At 53.4% G+C, this 16,438-nt stretch carries 18 protein-coding genes, 1 other RNA gene and 1 pseudogene; 6 read left to right on the top strand and 14 right to left on the bottom strand.

Going from position 1 to position 16,438, the window contains the following annotated elements; all coding sequences use genetic code 11:
* The first annotated feature begins 14 nt into the window (after positions 1-14).
* Positions 15-485: a YlaC family protein gene (locus OGY13_RS04115; protein ID WP_020996574.1), complete on the top strand. Its 471-nt coding sequence runs from the start codon at positions 15-17 to the stop codon at positions 483-485.
* A gap of 78 nt (positions 486-563) precedes the next feature.
* Here OGY13_RS04115 and ykgO read toward each other — a convergent pair whose 3' ends face one another.
* Both ykgO and OGY13_RS04105 read right to left on the bottom strand, forming a co-directional pair.
* Positions 564-704 (bottom strand): type B 50S ribosomal protein L36, encoded by a 141-nt coding sequence (gene ykgO / locus OGY13_RS04110; protein ID WP_005125190.1) that lies wholly within the window; start codon positions 702-704, stop codon positions 564-566.
* Between the two features lies 1 nt (position 705).
* A complete protein-coding gene (locus tag OGY13_RS04105) occupies positions 706-966 on the bottom strand; it encodes a type B 50S ribosomal protein L31 (RefSeq protein WP_008783961.1) in 261 nt (86 codons plus the stop codon).
* 188 nt (positions 967-1,154) lie between these two features.
* Here OGY13_RS04105 and pdeB point away from each other — a divergent pair, with 188 nt between their 5' ends.
* Entirely contained in the window at positions 1,155-2,708 is a 1,554-nt protein-coding gene (pdeB, locus tag OGY13_RS04100) for a cyclic di-3',5'-guanosine monophosphate phosphodiesterase PdeB (RefSeq protein WP_103284816.1), read from the top strand.
* 51 nt (positions 2,709-2,759) lie between these two features.
* On the opposite strand, the gene OGY13_RS04095 is transcribed toward pdeB, so the two are convergent.
* Positions 2,760-3,113: a DUF1428 domain-containing protein gene (locus OGY13_RS04095; protein ID WP_008783959.1), complete on the bottom strand. Its 354-nt coding sequence runs from the start codon at positions 3,111-3,113 to the stop codon at positions 2,760-2,762.
* A gap of 64 nt (positions 3,114-3,177) precedes the next feature.
* Entirely contained in the window at positions 3,178-3,807 is a 630-nt protein-coding gene (gene yczE / locus OGY13_RS04090) for a membrane protein YczE (RefSeq protein ID WP_032942547.1), read from the bottom strand.
* Positions 3,808-3,894: 87 nt separating this feature from the next.
* Between yczE and yczR the strand changes: the two genes are divergently transcribed.
* On the top strand, positions 3,895-5,322 hold the full coding sequence (gene yczR, locus OGY13_RS04085) for a MocR-like transcription factor YczR (RefSeq protein ID WP_137377095.1): 1,428 nt from the start codon (positions 3,895-3,897) through the stop codon (positions 5,320-5,322).
* A 59-nt stretch (positions 5,323-5,381) separates the two neighbouring features.
* On the opposite strand, the gene OGY13_RS04080 is transcribed toward yczR, so the two are convergent.
* The 3 genes from OGY13_RS04080 to ffs form a co-directional block, all read right to left on the bottom strand.
* Complete coding sequence (locus OGY13_RS04080) at positions 5,382-5,600, bottom strand: hypothetical protein (RefSeq protein ID WP_008783956.1); 219 nt, start codon at positions 5,598-5,600, stop codon at positions 5,382-5,384.
* Positions 5,597-5,848, bottom strand: coding sequence for a hypothetical protein (locus OGY13_RS04075; protein ID WP_003831029.1), 252 nt, complete (start codon positions 5,846-5,848; stop codon positions 5,597-5,599). The genes OGY13_RS04080 and OGY13_RS04075 overlap by 4 nt, the downstream gene beginning before the upstream one ends.
* 238 nt (positions 5,849-6,086) lie before the next feature.
* An RNA gene (gene ffs / locus OGY13_RS04070) (signal recognition particle sRNA small type) lies at positions 6,087-6,183 on the bottom strand.
* Between the two features lie 84 nt (positions 6,184-6,267).
* On the opposite strand from ffs, the pseudogene OGY13_RS04065 reads away from it, so the two are divergent.
* Positions 6,268-6,657: pseudogene (locus OGY13_RS04065) on the top strand (MGMT family protein).
* Positions 6,658-6,688: 31 nt separating this feature from the next.
* Here OGY13_RS04065 and OGY13_RS04060 read toward each other — a convergent pair.
* A complete protein-coding gene (locus tag OGY13_RS04060; RefSeq protein ID WP_003021666.1) occupies positions 6,689-7,258 on the bottom strand; it encodes a YbaY family lipoprotein in 570 nt (189 codons plus the stop codon).
* Between the two features lie 212 nt (positions 7,259-7,470).
* Between OGY13_RS04060 and tesB the strand changes: the two genes are divergently transcribed.
* A complete protein-coding gene (tesB, locus tag OGY13_RS04055; RefSeq protein ID WP_003831027.1) occupies positions 7,471-8,331 on the top strand; it encodes an acyl-CoA thioesterase II in 861 nt (286 codons plus the stop codon).
* 50 nt (positions 8,332-8,381) lie between these two features.
* Here tesB and amtB read toward each other — a convergent pair whose 3' ends face one another.
* The 5 genes from amtB to decR all read right to left on the bottom strand — a co-directional run bounded on the left by amtB (position 8,382) and on the right by decR (position 14,333).
* Positions 8,382-9,668 (bottom strand): ammonium transporter AmtB, encoded by a 1,287-nt coding sequence (gene amtB / locus OGY13_RS04050; protein ID WP_008783954.1) that lies wholly within the window; start codon positions 9,666-9,668, stop codon positions 8,382-8,384.
* A 31-nt stretch (positions 9,669-9,699) separates the two neighbouring features.
* Positions 9,700-10,038: a P-II family nitrogen regulator gene (glnK, locus tag OGY13_RS04045; RefSeq protein WP_003021657.1), complete on the bottom strand. Its 339-nt coding sequence runs from the start codon at positions 10,036-10,038 to the stop codon at positions 9,700-9,702.
* 248 nt (positions 10,039-10,286) lie between these two features.
* Entirely contained in the window at positions 10,287-12,065 is a 1,779-nt protein-coding gene (locus OGY13_RS04040) for a SmdB family multidrug efflux ABC transporter permease/ATP-binding protein (protein WP_213752450.1), read from the bottom strand.
* On the bottom strand, positions 12,058-13,830 hold the full coding sequence (locus tag OGY13_RS04035) for a SmdA family multidrug ABC transporter permease/ATP-binding protein (protein WP_020996575.1): 1,773 nt from the start codon (positions 13,828-13,830) through the stop codon (positions 12,058-12,060). Before OGY13_RS04035 ends, OGY13_RS04040 begins: the two co-directional genes overlap by 8 nt.
* 44 nt (positions 13,831-13,874) lie before the next feature.
* Positions 13,875-14,333: a DNA-binding transcriptional regulator DecR gene (gene decR, locus OGY13_RS04030; RefSeq protein WP_003831023.1), complete on the bottom strand. Its 459-nt coding sequence runs from the start codon at positions 14,331-14,333 to the stop codon at positions 13,875-13,877.
* 116 nt (positions 14,334-14,449) lie between these two features.
* Here decR and OGY13_RS04025 point away from each other — a divergent pair, with 116 nt between their 5' ends.
* Positions 14,450-15,505 (top strand): PLP-dependent cysteine synthase family protein, encoded by a 1,056-nt coding sequence (locus tag OGY13_RS04025; protein WP_008783949.1) that lies wholly within the window; start codon positions 14,450-14,452, stop codon positions 15,503-15,505.
* A 50-nt stretch (positions 15,506-15,555) separates the two neighbouring features.
* Here the strand turns inward: OGY13_RS04025 and cof are convergent, their stop codons facing one another.
* On the bottom strand, positions 15,556-16,374 hold the full coding sequence (gene cof, locus OGY13_RS04020; RefSeq protein WP_008783948.1) for an HMP-PP phosphatase: 819 nt from the start codon (positions 16,372-16,374) through the stop codon (positions 15,556-15,558).
* Between the last annotated feature and the right edge of the window lie 64 nt (positions 16,375-16,438).

Below are 16,438 nucleotides of genomic sequence, written 5' to 3'. Positions count from 1 at the left end.
CACGAAGGCAAGAGATGACAGAAATACAGCGCCTGCTTACTGAAACAATCGACGACTTAAATATTCGCGAGAAGCGCGACAACAAACCGCGCTTTAGCATCAGCTTTATTCGCAAACACCCAGGGCTGTTTATCGGCATGTATGTTGCGTGGTTTGCCACGTTGGCGGTGATGCTACAGTCAGAAACGTTAGTCGATTCAGTATGGCTGCTGGTGGTGCTGTTCGTTGTACTCAACGGCTTTTTCTTTTTCGACGTTGCGCCACGATACCGCTTTGAAGATATCGACGTTCTGGATTTTAGAGTTTGCTATAACGGAGAATGGTACAACACTCGCTTTGTCCCCTCCTCTCTCATCGATACTATCCTGCACTCACCGTCCGTGGATAGCGAACATAAAGCACAGCTGCAAAAGATGATATCGCGCAAAGGCGAACTCTCGTTTTACGATGTCTTTACGCTTACCCGCGCCCAGACCAGCCAGTAACGGCATCTCAGCACAGATAAAAAAAGTGCGTTCCTGCGAAGGTAACGCACTTTAATCCCTGAAATGCTGGCAAAGAAACTAACGTCTTTTTTTACGCCCCTGTACTGCTTTAAAGCGCGGATTCGTTTTGCAGATAACGTACAAACGCCCTTTGCGTTTTACTATCTGGCAGTCAGGATGGCGCTGTTTTGCGCTGCGAAGTGAATTGAGTACCTGCATTTTAACCCCGCTTAACGCCAATAAAATGACCAAACCGTTTTTGGAAACGTGCTGCACTACCTTCATTATCAAAGGTTTTTTGTTTCCCGGTATAGTACGGATGTGATTTAGAAGAGATATCGAGGGTCACGTACGGGTACATTTTCCCCTCAAACTCAATTTCACGCTCAGTCTTGATGGTCGAACCGACCTTAAAGAATTCATTGGCACTGGTATCGTGAAACACTACGGTACGGTAAAAAGGATGAATATCCGGTTTCATGGCAACCTCAATTTGTTACGTTATAACATAACCATCAAAATACACCACTCTTGTACAAACCACAACCTGATTTACGCTACAGGGAGTCAAACGGGATGATAAATGGCCGTAAATATATGATGCCAATCGAATAGCTTTTTGGGGTTTCGGATATACTTTCCCTACGCTGTGTAAATAAGGATATCACTGTGACAACACGACATTTGATAAGCCTGGTGACTGGGGTACTGTTCCTTTCCATCCTCGCGCCTGTAGGTTTAAGCCTGTGGCTGGCACATCGTCAGGTCGAAACGAAATTTATCGATGAACTCGACATGTTCTCAACTCGAGTCGCATTACGTACGGAACGCGTAGGCGAGCAGGCGAAAAAAGCATTACGCAATATTGAAGCTTTTCAGGGAGTGCCTTGCAGTGACGAGCATTTGCTGGAAATGCGTCGTTTGTCCTATAGCTATCGCTATATTCAGGAGGTGCTGTACCTCAAAGATAATGTTCCACAATGCTCATCCCTGGAAAAAAGAAGTAAGGCCGCCGCGTTTCCATCAGCGATGAAAGTCACGCCTGATGGATATCGCGCATGGCTTACTACGCAAAACGATTTGGGCATCAAGCGCTTTATGGCAGCATTAGGGAGCGAACATTATGTTGTGATGGTCGATCCGGGCTCTTTTATTGACGTCATCCCGTTTGGCTCATGGCCGATTGAAGTCACTATCATTGGAACCGTGCGCAACATAGTCGTTGCCAGTAGCGCCAACCTGCCATCGGACGTTTTACAGCATGTAAAACAAGAGAGCTCGATTACCCATTTTCAGAAGGATGGCAATATTTTTAACGCTCGCCCCTTCCCGGAACTGGGTATCACGATCGTAACCTGGGCATCTACCCTGCCGTTACAAAAAACCTGGCACCGACAGGCGCTGATCTGGCTTCCGGCAGGCATTCTTATCGGATTGCTCACCGCCGCCTTTGTTTTGCGCATTTTGCGCCGCTTACAGTCGCCCCATCACCAATTACAGGACGCTATCCAGCATCGGGATATCAAGGTCTACTACCAACCGATTATCTCGCTCAAAACGGGAAAAGTCGTCGGGGCTGAAGCACTGGCTCGCTGGCAACAGGCTGACGGAAGTTATCTGTCGCCGGAAATTTTCGTCGCGCTGGCGCAAGAAACCGGGCTGACAGAGCCTCTCACACGGTTGATTATTGAAAGCGTATTTGAAGATTTAGGTAAATGGCTGCGTCAGCATCCGGAGCAGCATATATCCATCAACCTTGAGTCAGCCGATCTGGCCTCCGAAACGCTTCCTGCTCTGTTAAGTCAGAAAGTGAACCACTGGCAACTTAAGCCTACGCAAATCGCGCTGGAACTAACCGAACGCGAGTTTGCCGACCCGAAAAACAGCGCGCCGTTTATTGCTAAATACCGTCAGGCAGGCCACTCGATCTATATCGATGATTTTGGCACCGGCTATTCCAGCCTGAGCTATTTACAGGATCTGGATGTCGACATCCTGAAGATAGACAAATCGTTCGTTGATGCACTGGAGTACAACAACGTGACGCCGCATATCATCGAGATAGCAAAAACGTTGAAGCTGGAGATGGTGGCGGAAGGTATCGAAACCGAGAATCAGGAAGCCTGGTTACGCCAGCATGGCGTCCAGTACGGTCAGGGCTGGCTTTACAGCAAAGCGCTGCCGAAGGCGGAATTTATTCTGTGGGCAGAAAAACGGCTTTAACATTGCTGTTGATGTTGAGATGGCTGGCGGCACGCCGCACAGCCAGTCACATCACTCTTCCATAATGGGCGCAAATCCACCGTAGATCATTCGCTTGCCATCAAATGGCATAGATTCACCGAACTCCTTCATACGGGGATCGGACATCATCTTCTGATTCGCCGCATCGCGGACCTCTTTGGAAGGGTATTCAATCCAGCTGAATACCACTTCTTCATGCTCCTGTGCTTTCACAGCCATGCGAAAATCGGTCAGTTTGCCGTCGGGGACATCATCTGCCCAGCACTCCACTACGCGCAATGCACCGAACTCCTTGAAAAGCGGAGCTGCTTTTGCCGCCATCGCAATGTACGCCTCCTTGTTTTCAGCGGGTACGGCAACCACAAAGCCATCAACATACTTCATGAGAAAAACCTCCGAAGTGTACTGCGCGGCAAGCCGATTCCGGCCGCGTCAGTCGAGGTTAAGTTTAGTCGCCAGTAGGCGATCGCGCCCCAGGTGCATTCCTGATACGCGTACGTGACTGCGGCTGATGCCGAAACCACGGCAGGCAAAGCTGAATCAACGGTCCGATAGCCAAGGCATACAGCACCGTACCAACCCCCACGGTTCCCCCCAGCAGCCAACCGATAAGCAGCACCGACACTTCGATTGCGGTTCGAATTCGTCGTACTGGCCAGCCGGTACGCGCGTGGATACCGGTCATCAGACCATCACGCGGACCGGCGCCAAAACCTGCGCCAATGTACAGGCTGGTTGCTAACGCATTCAATATTACCGCTGACACCAGCAGCCCGCTGCGCGCCAGCAGAGATTCAAATCCAGGAATCACCAGCAGCGCGGCATCTGCCGCCAGCCCGATCATAATCACGTTGCTCAGCGTGCCAAAGCCTGGACGCTGGCGTAACGGTATCCACGCCAGCAACACCAACACGCCAACGGCAATAATCACCACGCCGATATTCATCGACAATAAATTGGCTACACCCAGGTGAAACACGTTCCACGGATCGGCCCCTAAATCAGCACGGACAAACATGGCCGTCGATACACCGTACAGCGCCAGCCCGATATATAACTGAAGTAAACGACGCAGCATGCTTTTCCCCTCTCACTCTCGGATAACTTTCATCTTTACCGCAATTGGCACTATGATTAATGTCCAGTTTTCAAAAAGTGGACTGTTATGTCATCTCGCCGTTACGGAAGTCAGTCTTTGCAATGCCTGCTCGGACACTGGCTGGAAAGCCCCTCGCGAACGCCCATCTGGCGACAGCTGGCAGAAGCGTTACGTCTGCTTATTCTCGATGGTCGGCTGGCGCTGGATAGCCGCTTACCGGGTGAACGCGAGCTCGCCGTCGTCCTGCAAGTAAGTCGAACTACCGTCGCCAGCGCTATGGCGCAACTGCGTGAAGAGGGATATCTGGAAAGCCGTCATGGTAGCGGCTCACGGGTGATCCTGCCGGAACATATTCGCCATGTGCCAACCCGGACCAGCACCGGCACAGCGCTTGATTTGTCCACGGCGGCACTAAGTGCCGGTCCCGAAATTCATCAGGCTTACCAGCAGGCGCTGTTTGCTATGCCACAGCATTTGCTGAGCTCCGGGTATTTGCCGCAGGGGCTGTCGGTATTGCGTGAGTCCATCGCTCAGCATTATTGCGATCGCGGGCTCCCGACGCAGCCCGATGAAATCATGGTCGTGAATGGTGCAGTCAGCGGCCTGGCGCTGATCCTGCGTTTGCTCACCGGCCCCGGCGATCGCGTAGTGGTTGATCACCCCACTTATCCGCTGGCGATTGCCGCGATTCAAGGCGCATCCTGTCGCCCCGTCGGCGTGTCGCTACCCGAGCACGGTTGGGATACCGCGGGTCTGGTCGCCACCATCGCGCAAACCGCACCGAGAATGGCCTACCTGATGCCGGACTTTCACAATCCGACCGGGCGTTGCATGGACGCTGCAACTCGCCAGGTCGTGGCGGATATTGCCGAACGAACCCGCACTACCCTGGTGGTCGATGAGACGATGGTGAACCTGTGGTATGACGCCCCGCCGCCGCCGCCGCTTGCCGCATTCAATCGCGACGCGCCGATCATTCTATTGGGTTCAGCCGGGAAAAGCTTTTGGGGGGGATTACGTCTGGGCTGGATCCGGGCGTCAGCGCGAACCATTGCGGCGCTGGTACAAACCCGCGACACCTTCGATTTAGGCTCCCCGGTGCTTGAACAACTCGCCACCAGCTGGCTGCTGGATAACGCCGCCGACTTTCTTCCTGACAGAAGACGGCTACTCACATCGCAGCGCGATCTGTGCTCGAGCCTGATGAACGCACATTTCCCGGAGTGGCAGTTTACCCAGCCACAGGGAGGACTCTCTTTTTGGGTTGAACTGCCCGATACGCTGGCAACGCTATTCGCTACGCGCGCCGAAAGCGTAGGCATTCAATTAGGAACCGGTACGCGGTTTGGGCTTGATGGCGCATTCGATCGTTTTTTGCGTATGCCTTTCACGTTGCCGGATGACACAGCGCGTGCCGCCTTCAGGGTGTTACAACCCATTTGGGATAACCTGCGTTTGCAGGCCAGCAGCGGGAAAGTACGCAAAATAATCTAAGCGACGAGTCAAAGGACTCGCCCTTATAAGCCGGGATGGATGAAAGAGTCCCGGTGATATTACCGCTGAGGGGGAACCGGAAAACCCTTCAGTGAAATCACGAAATTTTCACCGTCTTTCTTAATTTTTGCCCCAGCATCACACCAGTCGGAGGCAATACGGAAGAACTCGTCGCTGCCGACATTCCAGCTCAGGCGGACATGTTTCACATAACCGGAGCGTAGTAAATCACAAGCTTCGCCGTAATTACTGGCGGTTGAGAGCGGTTGTTGTTTCATTTTTTCTTCTTCAGTAGTCTGCGCAATGCTTTGATTTCTTTAGGAGTCAGTGCTTCAACTACGGACTCTTCCGTATGCTGGCTATCGATATCCTCAGCGGAGACTCCTGCCTCTTCAACGGCGGTAAACGCAATCAGCAGCAGTTTTTCCGTCGCAACACTTAAATTTTCGTTATGCACTTCAGCGTAATGGCGAAGCTTTTCTTTTAGCGCCTCATCAATTTTGACATTCAATACAGCGGTCGACATCGTAGAAAATCCTTGTGGTCAGCCAAAACACACCGGATGTAAGACCCTGTCGTTACAGCGCGATGGCGGCGGCAAAAGCAACAAATAACATCCCCGAAACACATTGACAGCATTTGATGACAATAAAATGACAATACGATGACAAAGAAAAGAAGACAAGAAGAAGGGAAGAAGGGAAGAAGGGAAGAAGGGAAGAAGGGAAGAAGGGAAATTGCCGGACGGCAGAATTGGGTGGGGGCCCTGCCAGCTACATCCCGGCACACACGTCATCTGCCTTGGCTGCTTCCTTCCGGACCTGACCTGGTAAACAGAGTAGTGTTGCGGGAGAACCAACAGAGCCCCCATTGAGAGCGTTGTTAACCAACGCGCAGGCGCATTATCACTGCTGCACCCTGTAATTGCAACCCATCCAGCATCGGATGCTGTTTTCTTGTGCAATGCGGCTTCACTCCCTCACCATTCGGCATTATGCTGGAGGATTAGCGCAGGAATAAATAATGGATATACAAGACACTTTCCCCCAACGCGTCTGGCAAATCGTCGCGTCAATCCCCGAAGGTTTCGTCACCACGTATGGCGATGTTGCCAGGCTTGCCGGTTCGCCGCGCGCTGCGCGCCAGGTCGGCGGCGTGCTTAAGCGTCTCCCCGAAGGCAGCACTTTGCCCTGGCATCGGGTGGTTAATCGTCATGGTGCCATTTCGCTGACCGGCCCCGACTTACAACGGCAGCGTCAGGCGTTGCTGGCAGAGGGAATAGTGGTTTCAGGAAGCGGGCAGATCGATTTACAGCGCTATCGCTGGGTGTACTAACCCTCTCCAGGCGGAGAGGGTTACGACTGCCTTAGTACTGCGTGGGAGCAGGAACGGCAGAAGAAGGATTCACCTGGGTTGGTGACGTTGATGGCACCGTGGTGGCTGCCCCACCGCTTGCCTGAACCGGTACTGCTGTTTGCTGTACAGGGACCAGCGTCAGGTCAGCTTTCGTACCACCCTGATTAATGACCGTCTGAACGGTATCAGTAATAAAGACCAGTTTGTCATTAACCGTAATTGCCGCACTCAGCAGAATACGGGCGTTAGGCTGAATATCTGCCGGGTTAAATGGTAATACAAAGCTGAATGGCGCCTGCTTACCTTCAGTACGGACCGCTTTTTGCGACAGCACTTTTGACGGTGCATCGGCCAGCGACGCATCTGACAGCGTGACGGTCAGCACCGCATCGGGTGGCAAGGCCACTTTCTGGCGGATCCATACCGTACCAGAAACATTTGGTTGTTGAATTTTAGACTGTGTGTCAGCAATTGACGTATTAGGGCTTGGCGCAGGTGTCTGAATATCTGCACTTTTATCAGCACAGGCCGCCAGAGCGACCGCAACCGCTAAACCACTTACCATGTGCACGAGTTTCATTAAATTCTCCTTATCATCTATGCACCAGCGAGAACTTTCCTCGCCAGAAGAGTGGTTAACAAAAACATAACGTGACTAAGTGTGGCACAAGACAGCTGTTTTTGCCTGTAATAGGCCTTTAATTCAGACAATTGCACCCATCGGACCACTTTCAAAATTGCGTTATACTCTGCCTACCTCGCTGCGAGATCGATATAACCTGGAGAGCACGTATGAGTCTGGCGCTGAAAAATTTGCTGACATTGTTAAATCTGGAAAAAATTGAAGAAGGACTCTTTCGGGGCCAAAGTGAAGACTTAGGGTTACGTCAGGTTTTTGGGGGACAGGTTGTCGGTCAGGCGCTGTATGCCGCCAAAGAAACCGTACCGGAAGAGCGTCTGGTGCACTCCTTCCACAGCTATTTTTTACGCCCCGGCGATAGCCAAAAACCCATCATCTATGATGTAGAAGTCTTGCGTGATGGTAACAGCTTCAGCGCGCGCCGCGTTGCCGCAATTCAGAATGGTAAACCCATTTTTTACATGACCGCCTCTTTCCAGGCACCGGAAGACGGATTTGAGCATCAGAAAACCATGCCGGATGCGCCGGGTCCCGATGAGCTGAAATCAGAAACAGAAATTGCCCGGTCAGTGGCGCATTTGCTGCCGCCGCTGTTGAAAGAAAAATTTATCAACGATCGTCCGTTGGAAGTGCGCCCGGTTGAATTTCATAACCCCTTAAAAGGTCACGTCGCACCTCCGGCGCGCCAGGTATGGATCCGTGCAAACGGCGAGCTGCAGGACGATCTGCGCGTCCATCAATATCTGCTGGGTTATGCCTCAGACCTGAACTTCCTGCCTGTAGCGCTGCAACCGTACGGGATTGGTTTTCTGGAAAAAGGGATTCAGATCGCCACCATTGACCATTCAATGTGGTTCCACCGTCCGTTCAATATTAATGAGTGGCTGTTGTATAACGTCGAGAGTACTTCTGCCTCCGGCGCCAGAGGTTTTGTACGCGGGGAGTTTTATACGCAGGACGGCGTGCTGGTAGCCTCTACCGTGCAGGAAGGGGTAATGCGTAATCGCAATTGAGAATTACCGGATGGTGGCGCAAAAGCGTTACCATCCGGCAGATTGAAACATCAAGCGTTGTAAGCGTTCTCGCCGTGACTGTTCACATCCAGACCTTCGCGTTCCTGCTCTTCCGGTACGCGCAGACCCACCGTCATATCCGCCAGCTTATAGCCAATGAATGCCACCACGCCGGACCAGACGATGGTGATCGCCACGCTTTCCAGTTGCACCAGCAGCTGATGCCCCATGGTCACTCCCTCAGCAAAGCCCACGCCGCCCAGTGAGCTGGCAGCGAAAACCCCGGTCAGGATGCAGCCAACAATACCGCAAACGCCGTGCACGCCAAACACGTCACACGGATCGTCCACGCGCAGAAAACGCTTCAGCATGGTTACACCCCACAGGCCAGCCAGCCCCGCAACGACACCGATAATCAGCGCCCCGCCGACACCGATGTAGCCACATGCAGGTGTTACGCCCACCAGACCTGCAATAGCACCGGAACAGGCGCCCAGCAGAGACGGTTTACCACGCAGCGCCCATTCACCGAAGATCCATCCGAGGATGGCGGCAGCGGTGGCGACCACGGTATTGACGAAGGCCAGTGCAGCAATTTCATTCGCCGTTCCCGCTGAACCGGCGTTAAAGCCAAACCAACCAATGTAGAGAATAGCGGTACCGGTGAAGACCATCGGCAGGTTATGCGGTTTAAAGGCTTCTTTGCCAAAACCGACGCGTTTGCCAATCAGATACGCGCCAACCAGACCGGCAATCGCTGCGTTGATGTGCACGACCGTCCCGCCCGCAAAATCCAGTGCGCCGTGAGAAGCCAGCAATCCGCCGCCCCAGACCATATGTGCAATGGGGATGTACGACAGCGTTAACCACACCACCACAAAAATCAGCACCGCAGAGAAACGAATACGCTCAGCCAACGCCCCGACAATCAGCCCAACGGTGATGCAGGCAAAAGATCCCTGAAAAGCAACGTGAATGTACTGGTAGAAGCTCCCCGTGACCGCCGTCAGCGCGATGTTCTTCAGCAATACCCAGTTGAAGTTGCCGAAGAAATTATTCCCTTCGCCAAAGGCCAGTGAGTAGCCATAAACCACCCATAGAATACAAACCAGAGCGAATGTCACCGTCACCTGAGTCAACATCGACAGCACGTTCTTACCGCGAATCAAACCGCCGTAGAACAACGCAATGCCAGGGATAGTCATAAACAGCACCAGCGCGGTACAGATCATCATAAAAGCGTTATCTGCTTTATCCGCAACCGCCGGTGCCGCCATTGCCAGTCCCGGCAGTAGCGCCAGTGAAGCAATACCCGTTTTCATCGTTGCTATCTTCATTTTTTGGTTTCCTATCACTGTGTGCCAGAAGTTACAGTGCGGCTTCGTCGGCTTCGCCGGTACGAATACGAATCACACGTTGCAGCTCGGCGACGAAGATTTTGCCGTCGCCAATTTTTCCGGTGTATGCCGCCTTACTGATGACATCAATCACGCCATCCAGTTGGTCGTCGGCAATCGCCACATCAATCTTCACCTTTGGCAGAAAATTGACGCTATATTCAGCCCCACGGTACAGCTCAGCATGACCTTTCTGTCGGCCAAATCCCTTCACTTCGGTGACGGTCAGCCCCTGAATACCAATAGACGACAGTGCTTCACGGACGTCTTCCAGTTTGAACGGTTTGATTACCACGGTAACCAGCTTCATAGATCCCCTCCAGTCAGAATTCAGTAGTGGCTGCAGATACACGAGAGGAATATTGCAAGGGATGTGCCAGGAATGAAAAACGCGGAATGATTCAGGTTCGCCGGGTACTATCGGGAGAGAAAAAGAAAAAACGCACTATAACGGTGCATAGTGCGTTACATTTTTGCACCAGATTGTTGATTGCCGGATGGCGGCGTAAACGCCTTACCCGGCCTACGATACCGCGTGGCCGGATAAGCACTGCGCCGTCAGGCGATAACAGAATCCTCTTGCGTGCTGGCGGCTAACTCTTCCCCCGCCAGCTGCAGCTGATACATCTGCCAGTAACGGCCTTGCGCCGCCAGTAATTGCTGGTGCGTACCACGCTCAACCGCCTGACCGCGATGCAGCACCAGAATGGTATCCGCATCGACAATCGTCGATAACCGATGCGCAATCACCACCAGCGTAGTGTGTTCACGGACCGCCGCCAGCGCGTGCTGAATGGCCTGTTCAGTACCGGAATCAATACTGGCCGTGGCTTCATCGAGAATCAGCACCTGCGGCGTTTCAACCAATACCCGCGCCAGCGCCAGCAGCTGTTTCTGCCCAACGGAGAGATTATTGCCCTGCTCGCCCAGCCGGGTATGAATCCCCTCGCTCAAACCCCGAGCCAGTTCTGCCAGTTGCACGGTCTCCAGCGCCAGCCAGACCCGCTCTTCTGAGATATCGCGACCCAGCGTGACGTTTGCCAGGAAGGTATCCGCCATCACCACCGGATCCTGCTGCACCATCGCGATGCCCTGACGTAACGCACCGTGGCTCAGAGAAGACAACGGACGTCCGTCAAGGCGGATTTCCCCCTGCGTCAGCGGGTAATATCCCATCAGCAGGCTGGCCAGCGTGCTTTTGCCGCTGCCTGTGTGTCCGACCAAAGCCACAAAGCTGCGCGAAGGCACGGACAGACTGATGTTTTGCAGCACCAGATTGTCGTCGCGATAGGCAAATGAAACGTTATCCACCTCAATGTCTCCGCTTTTGAGCGGGCGATCGTCTTCACCATAGCGCTGACGAGGCCCGTCCATCAGTTCGAACACTCGCTCACCAGCGACAACCGCCTGCTGCAGCATTGATTGCTGGGTGGTCAGCTCGATCAGCGGTTCGTTCAAACGGCCGAGGTAGCTGATGAACGCGTACAGCACACCAACCTCGATGGAGGTGCCAGAGGTAAAACTGAACAGCATCAGCAAACCGCAGAGGATCAGCGCCGAGAACAGGCTCAGCAGCGGACGCAGCAAAAAACCATCCAGTCGCAGGGTTTGCATACGCGCCATATAGTGCGAGCGGCTGGCCTCGCCCATTCTCTCGCCAAACCTTGCCTGCTGGCGGAACTGCTGGATAACGCTCATGCCGTTTATGACTTCGTTAAAGCCATCGTTAATATCCGCCAGATAAGCGCGCACCCGACGCACAATCGGGGTGCTGTAGCGTTGGTAAATAACCATCACCACCAGCACGGCCGGAAAAATGGCCATTGCCACCAGCGCCATGCGCCATTCCAGGCTGAACATTGCCACCAGCATCGCGCCGATTAAGGCCGCACTGCGCAGGACCGTTGCGACCACCGTCACGTACAGGTCGCGAATAACTTCAGTATCATTGGTCACGCGGGAGATAAGCTGCCCGACGGGCTGAGTATCAAAAGCGCTGAGCGGCTGGCGCAGCGCAGCATCCATTACGTCGGTGCGTAACTGTTGTACTACGCCAACCGCCGCCTGGTTAAACAGCAATGACTGCGCGTAATGCAGACCTGCCGCCAGCAGTTGCAGACCGACATAGGCCGCAACCAGCCCGGCAACCATCGCCAATGGCAGATTGTTCTTCGCCACCATGTTATCGATAAAATAGCTAATCAGCAGCGGACCGCTGACTTCCGCCGCAGCCGCCACCCACAGCATAACTACCGCAATCGCCAGCTGTTTTCGCCATGGGGAACCATACGCCAGCAGTCTTTTCAGAGTTGGCCATAATTGCCCGAAACTACGCATTAGCCGCCTCCTCGTTTATCTCTGGTGCATCAGACAGCGCCGCTTCAAGTTGCTGATAGCGGTACATGTCGCGATACCAACCGGGCTGTTGCACTAAAGATTCATGCTCACCGCGCTGAGCAATATGCCCATGCTGCATCACGATAATCTCGCTGGCTTCCGTCAGAGCCGATAAACGGTGTGCGCTGATAATCACGGTTCTGCCTTCGCCCCACTGGCGCAGGTTATGTAGGATCTGATGTTCGGTACGACCATCCACCGCCGACAGCGCATCATCCAGAATCAGAATTTCAGCGTTCAGCAGTAACGCTCGAGCGATAGAAATACGCTGTTTTTGCCCGCCAGACAGCATCACCCCGCGTTCGCCCACTTCGGTGTCGTAGCCCTGAGGAAGACGTAAAATATCCTCATGAACGCTGGCAAGGCGCGCCACATGCTCGATCTCTTCCTGCGTGGCCTGCGGGCGTCCTAAGGCGATGTTATTACCGACGGTATCGGAAAACAGGAATGGCGTCTGGCTGACAACCGCCAGTCGGCTGCGCCAGCTATCCAGCTGTAAGCGCGTTAATGGGATATCATGAAAGCGCACATCGCCCTGGGTGATATCAAAATGACGCTGGATCAGCGACAGCACCGTACTTTTTCCCGCGCCGGTCGGACCACAGATGCCCAGCATCTGTCCAGGTTTGAGCTGGAAATTCACATTTTCCAGCGCCGGGTGGGTGGTTTGCGGGTAACAAAATTCGCGAATCGCCACCGCCAGCTCGCCGCGTCCTTCCGGCACCGGTTCAGTACCGTCATCCACTACCGGCGCTTCTGCCAGCATGGCGCGAATTCGGCTATACGCGGCGCTGCCGCGTTCGACGATATTAAACATCCAGGCCAGCGCCAGCATCGGCCAAATCATCAGACCGAGATACATCATAAAGCTGGTGAGCTGCCCGAGCGTCAGCGAGCCGTGAACCACCATCCAGCTTCCCCCGGCAATCGCCAGCAGGTTAGCCATACCAATGGCGATATAAATCGTAGGATCAAAGCGGGCGTCAATGCGCGCCACGCGCAGGTTTTTCTTACCGGTATCTTCAGCATCAGCGGCAAATAATGCCGACTGCCGATCCTCCAGCCCAAAGGCCTTGATCATACGAATACTGGTCAGGCTTTCCTGAGTACGATCGTTGAGACTGGAAAACGCCGCCTGCGCCAGCTTAAAACGGTTATGGAGTCGATCGCCGTAACGTTTGATCATCAACGCCATCACCGGCATCGGCAGCAGCGCAATGAGCGTCAGTTGCCAGCTTATCTGCGTTGACATCACGATCAGCACCGCACACCCCATTACCAGCGAATCCACCAGCGTCAGCACCCCTTCTCCGGCGGCAAATACGACGCGATCGACATCGTTGGTTGCCCGCGCCATCAGATCGCCCGTACGGTGCCGCAGATAAAATTCTGGATGCTGGCGACTCAACTGACGGTAATAATCTTCCCGCAGCTCAACCGCCAGTTGGTAGGATGCGCCAAACAGCAGCACGCGCCAGACATAACGCAGCAAATAAACCACCACGGCAATCAGGGCAATTGTCCCCACCCACATCAGCAGCCGCTCGGTGGTGAAGCGTTGAGTCGTCACGCCATCCACAATGATCCCGACCACTTTCGGCGGAATAAGCTGAAGGATAGCGATGATGATAAGCAAGGCCACTGCCCCGAGGTAGCGACGCCACTCCCGGCGGAAGTACCAGCTTAATTGAGCAAATAATCGCACGCGTTATGTCCTGACAAGGTTTCCGGCAATAAGCGCCGGGAGAATTATTCAATAGGTAGAGCAGTTGTGTATTTAATCTGTTCCATGGCAAAGCTGGAGGTGACGTCAGACAGGCCCGGTACGCTGTTCACCAGGCGCTTATAGAATTCATCATAGCTTTTCATATCAGCAACCTGCACTCGCATCAGGTAGTCATACTCCCCTGCCATACGCCAGAACCCCAGAACCTCGGGCATTCCGGTCACTTCAGTGACAAAGCGGCAATACCATTCGCTGCTGTGATGCTGAGTTTTGATCAACACAAACGCGGTGAGTCCCAGCCCCAGTTTTTCTGGATCCAACAGGGCGACTCTGCCCAGCAGGATACCGTCATCCTCAAGTCGTTTGAGACGTTTCCAGCAGGGGGTGGTAGTCAGATTAACGGCATCTGCTAATGCCTGCAAAGAAAGGGTGCAGTCCTGTTGCAGTAAGCCGAGTAGCTTGCGGTCAATTTTGTCTAACATATCCACTCCACAGAGAAGAATTTTCTCCTTACATTCTATTTTAAAGGCTAAATGGCAACAATTTTTTCCGTGCTTTTCGCTATTCTGGGCACAAAATGACAAATGGATATCTATTAATGATGAATAGCTCCTGGGTTAAAAACGCCATCAATGAAATCAACGCGGATTATCAGCGTTCTGCGGATACGCATCTCATTCGCCTGTCGCTACCGGCGTTCCCGGGAATTCAGCTCTATTTAAAAGATGAGAGCACGCATCCGACCGGGAGTCTGAAGCATCGTCTGGCCCGCTCACTGTTTCTGTACGGATTGTGCAATGGCTGGATCAAAGAAGGCACCACCATCATTGAATCATCGTCCGGTTCAACGGCGGTCTCTGAGGCTTATTTCGCTCGACTGTTAGGGTTGCCATTTATTGCCGTCATGCCTTCCTGTACGGCAAAACGTAAAGTTGAACAGATTGAATTTTACGGCGGTCGCTGTCATTTCGTGGAAAGCGCCTGCGAAATCTATGCGGCCTCTGAGCAACTGGCGCGTGAGCTGAACGGTCATTACATGGACCAGTTCACTTACGCTGAGCGCGCCACCGACTGGCGCGGCAATAATAATATCGCCGACAGCATCTTTCGTCAGATGCAGTGCGAGCCCAACCCCGTTCCCCGCCATATTGTGATGAGCGCCGGAACCGGTGGCACCTCAGCAACCATTGGCCGCTATATTCGCTGTCAGGGCTACGATACTCAACTGATGGTGGTAGACCCGGAAAACTCAGTCTTTCTGCCCTTCTGGCAGGATCGCGATGCCACGTTACGCAGTCCGGTAGGAAGTAAAATTGAAGGCATTGGCCGCCCGCGTGTCGAACCGTCTTTCATTCCTGACGTGGTCGATGAAATGCTGCGCGTGCCGGATGCCGCAAGCGTGGCCACCGCACACTGGCTGGAAACGCAGTTGGGCCGCAAGGTCGGCGCCTCTACCGGCACAAACATGTGGGGAACGCTACAACTTGCCGCCCGTATGCGCGATGCAGGCATTACCGGTTCGCTGGTGACACTGTTGTGTGACAGCGGCGAACGCTATCTGGAAACCTACTACAACCCACAGTGGGTCGACGCGCACATCGGTGATTTAACGCCGTGGAAAGCGGAGCTTGCCCAACTACTGAACACCCATTAATGGGATAAAAAAAAGCCAGACGCGAAGTCTGGCTTGCTGGAAGGGATCTCTCATTCGGGGGAATAAGGTAGATGTGGATTGTCCAGCCAATGCGTCAAAAAGTGTGACACTGCCTGATTACGGCAATGCCCAATCACCGATAAATGAGGCAGTTCAGCAATCAGTTGCGGCATCGCGTTACCCATAATCAGGCCGCGCCCAACGCTGCCTAACATTTCGCGATCGTTCATGGCATCGCCAAACGCCATACACTCGGCCATTGAATAACCTAAATGGTCGCTCAATACAGCCAACGCGGATCCTTTATTACAGCCCAGCGGCAGCACCTCAAGGCAATCAAACGCGGAAAAACAGAGATTCGCCTGTTCACCCAGCGCTTCATTCAGTTGAATTCGCAATTGGATCAAAGAGTCATGATCGCCACAGAAACAGACTTTCGTAACCTGATGCGCCGGAATACGTTTCACATCGACGATCTGGTAGCGAAATCCGCTATACACATGCGCCTGCAGCAGCGAGGGGATCTCTTGTCCGGTGAACCAGCCATTGTCATTAAAGACATGCATGCTGGCGGTAGTGTCCCACTTCTGATGCAACACAATATCCGCGACATTCGGATCCAGATCCTGACGGTGTAACACATCGCCCTCAACAGAGTGAATGCGCGTGCCGTTACCCGTGATCAAAAAGGCGTCCAGCGAGATCGAGCCTAAAATATGGCGCATCTCAAGCACATGGCGACCGGTGGCAAATGTCAGAGTAATATCGCGTTCACGCAGGCGCGACAGCGTTGAAAGCGTTTCGTCACCTAAATGGTGATTCGGCATCAAAAGGGTGCCATCCATATCAAATGCAGCCAGACGAGCCATTTCTTTCTCCACACTGTGACGCGGTTAACTTGTGATCCAGTATCACCTGAGATATACGGAAGTA

It is taken from the genome of Citrobacter sp. Cpo045, from assembly GCF_030332875.1.
In the GTDB taxonomy this organism is placed as follows: Bacteria; Pseudomonadota; Gammaproteobacteria; order Enterobacterales; family Enterobacteriaceae; genus Citrobacter; species Citrobacter portucalensis.
Note: the sequence above shows the minus strand (reverse complement) of the source record. Positions and strands in the feature narration are given on the sequence as shown.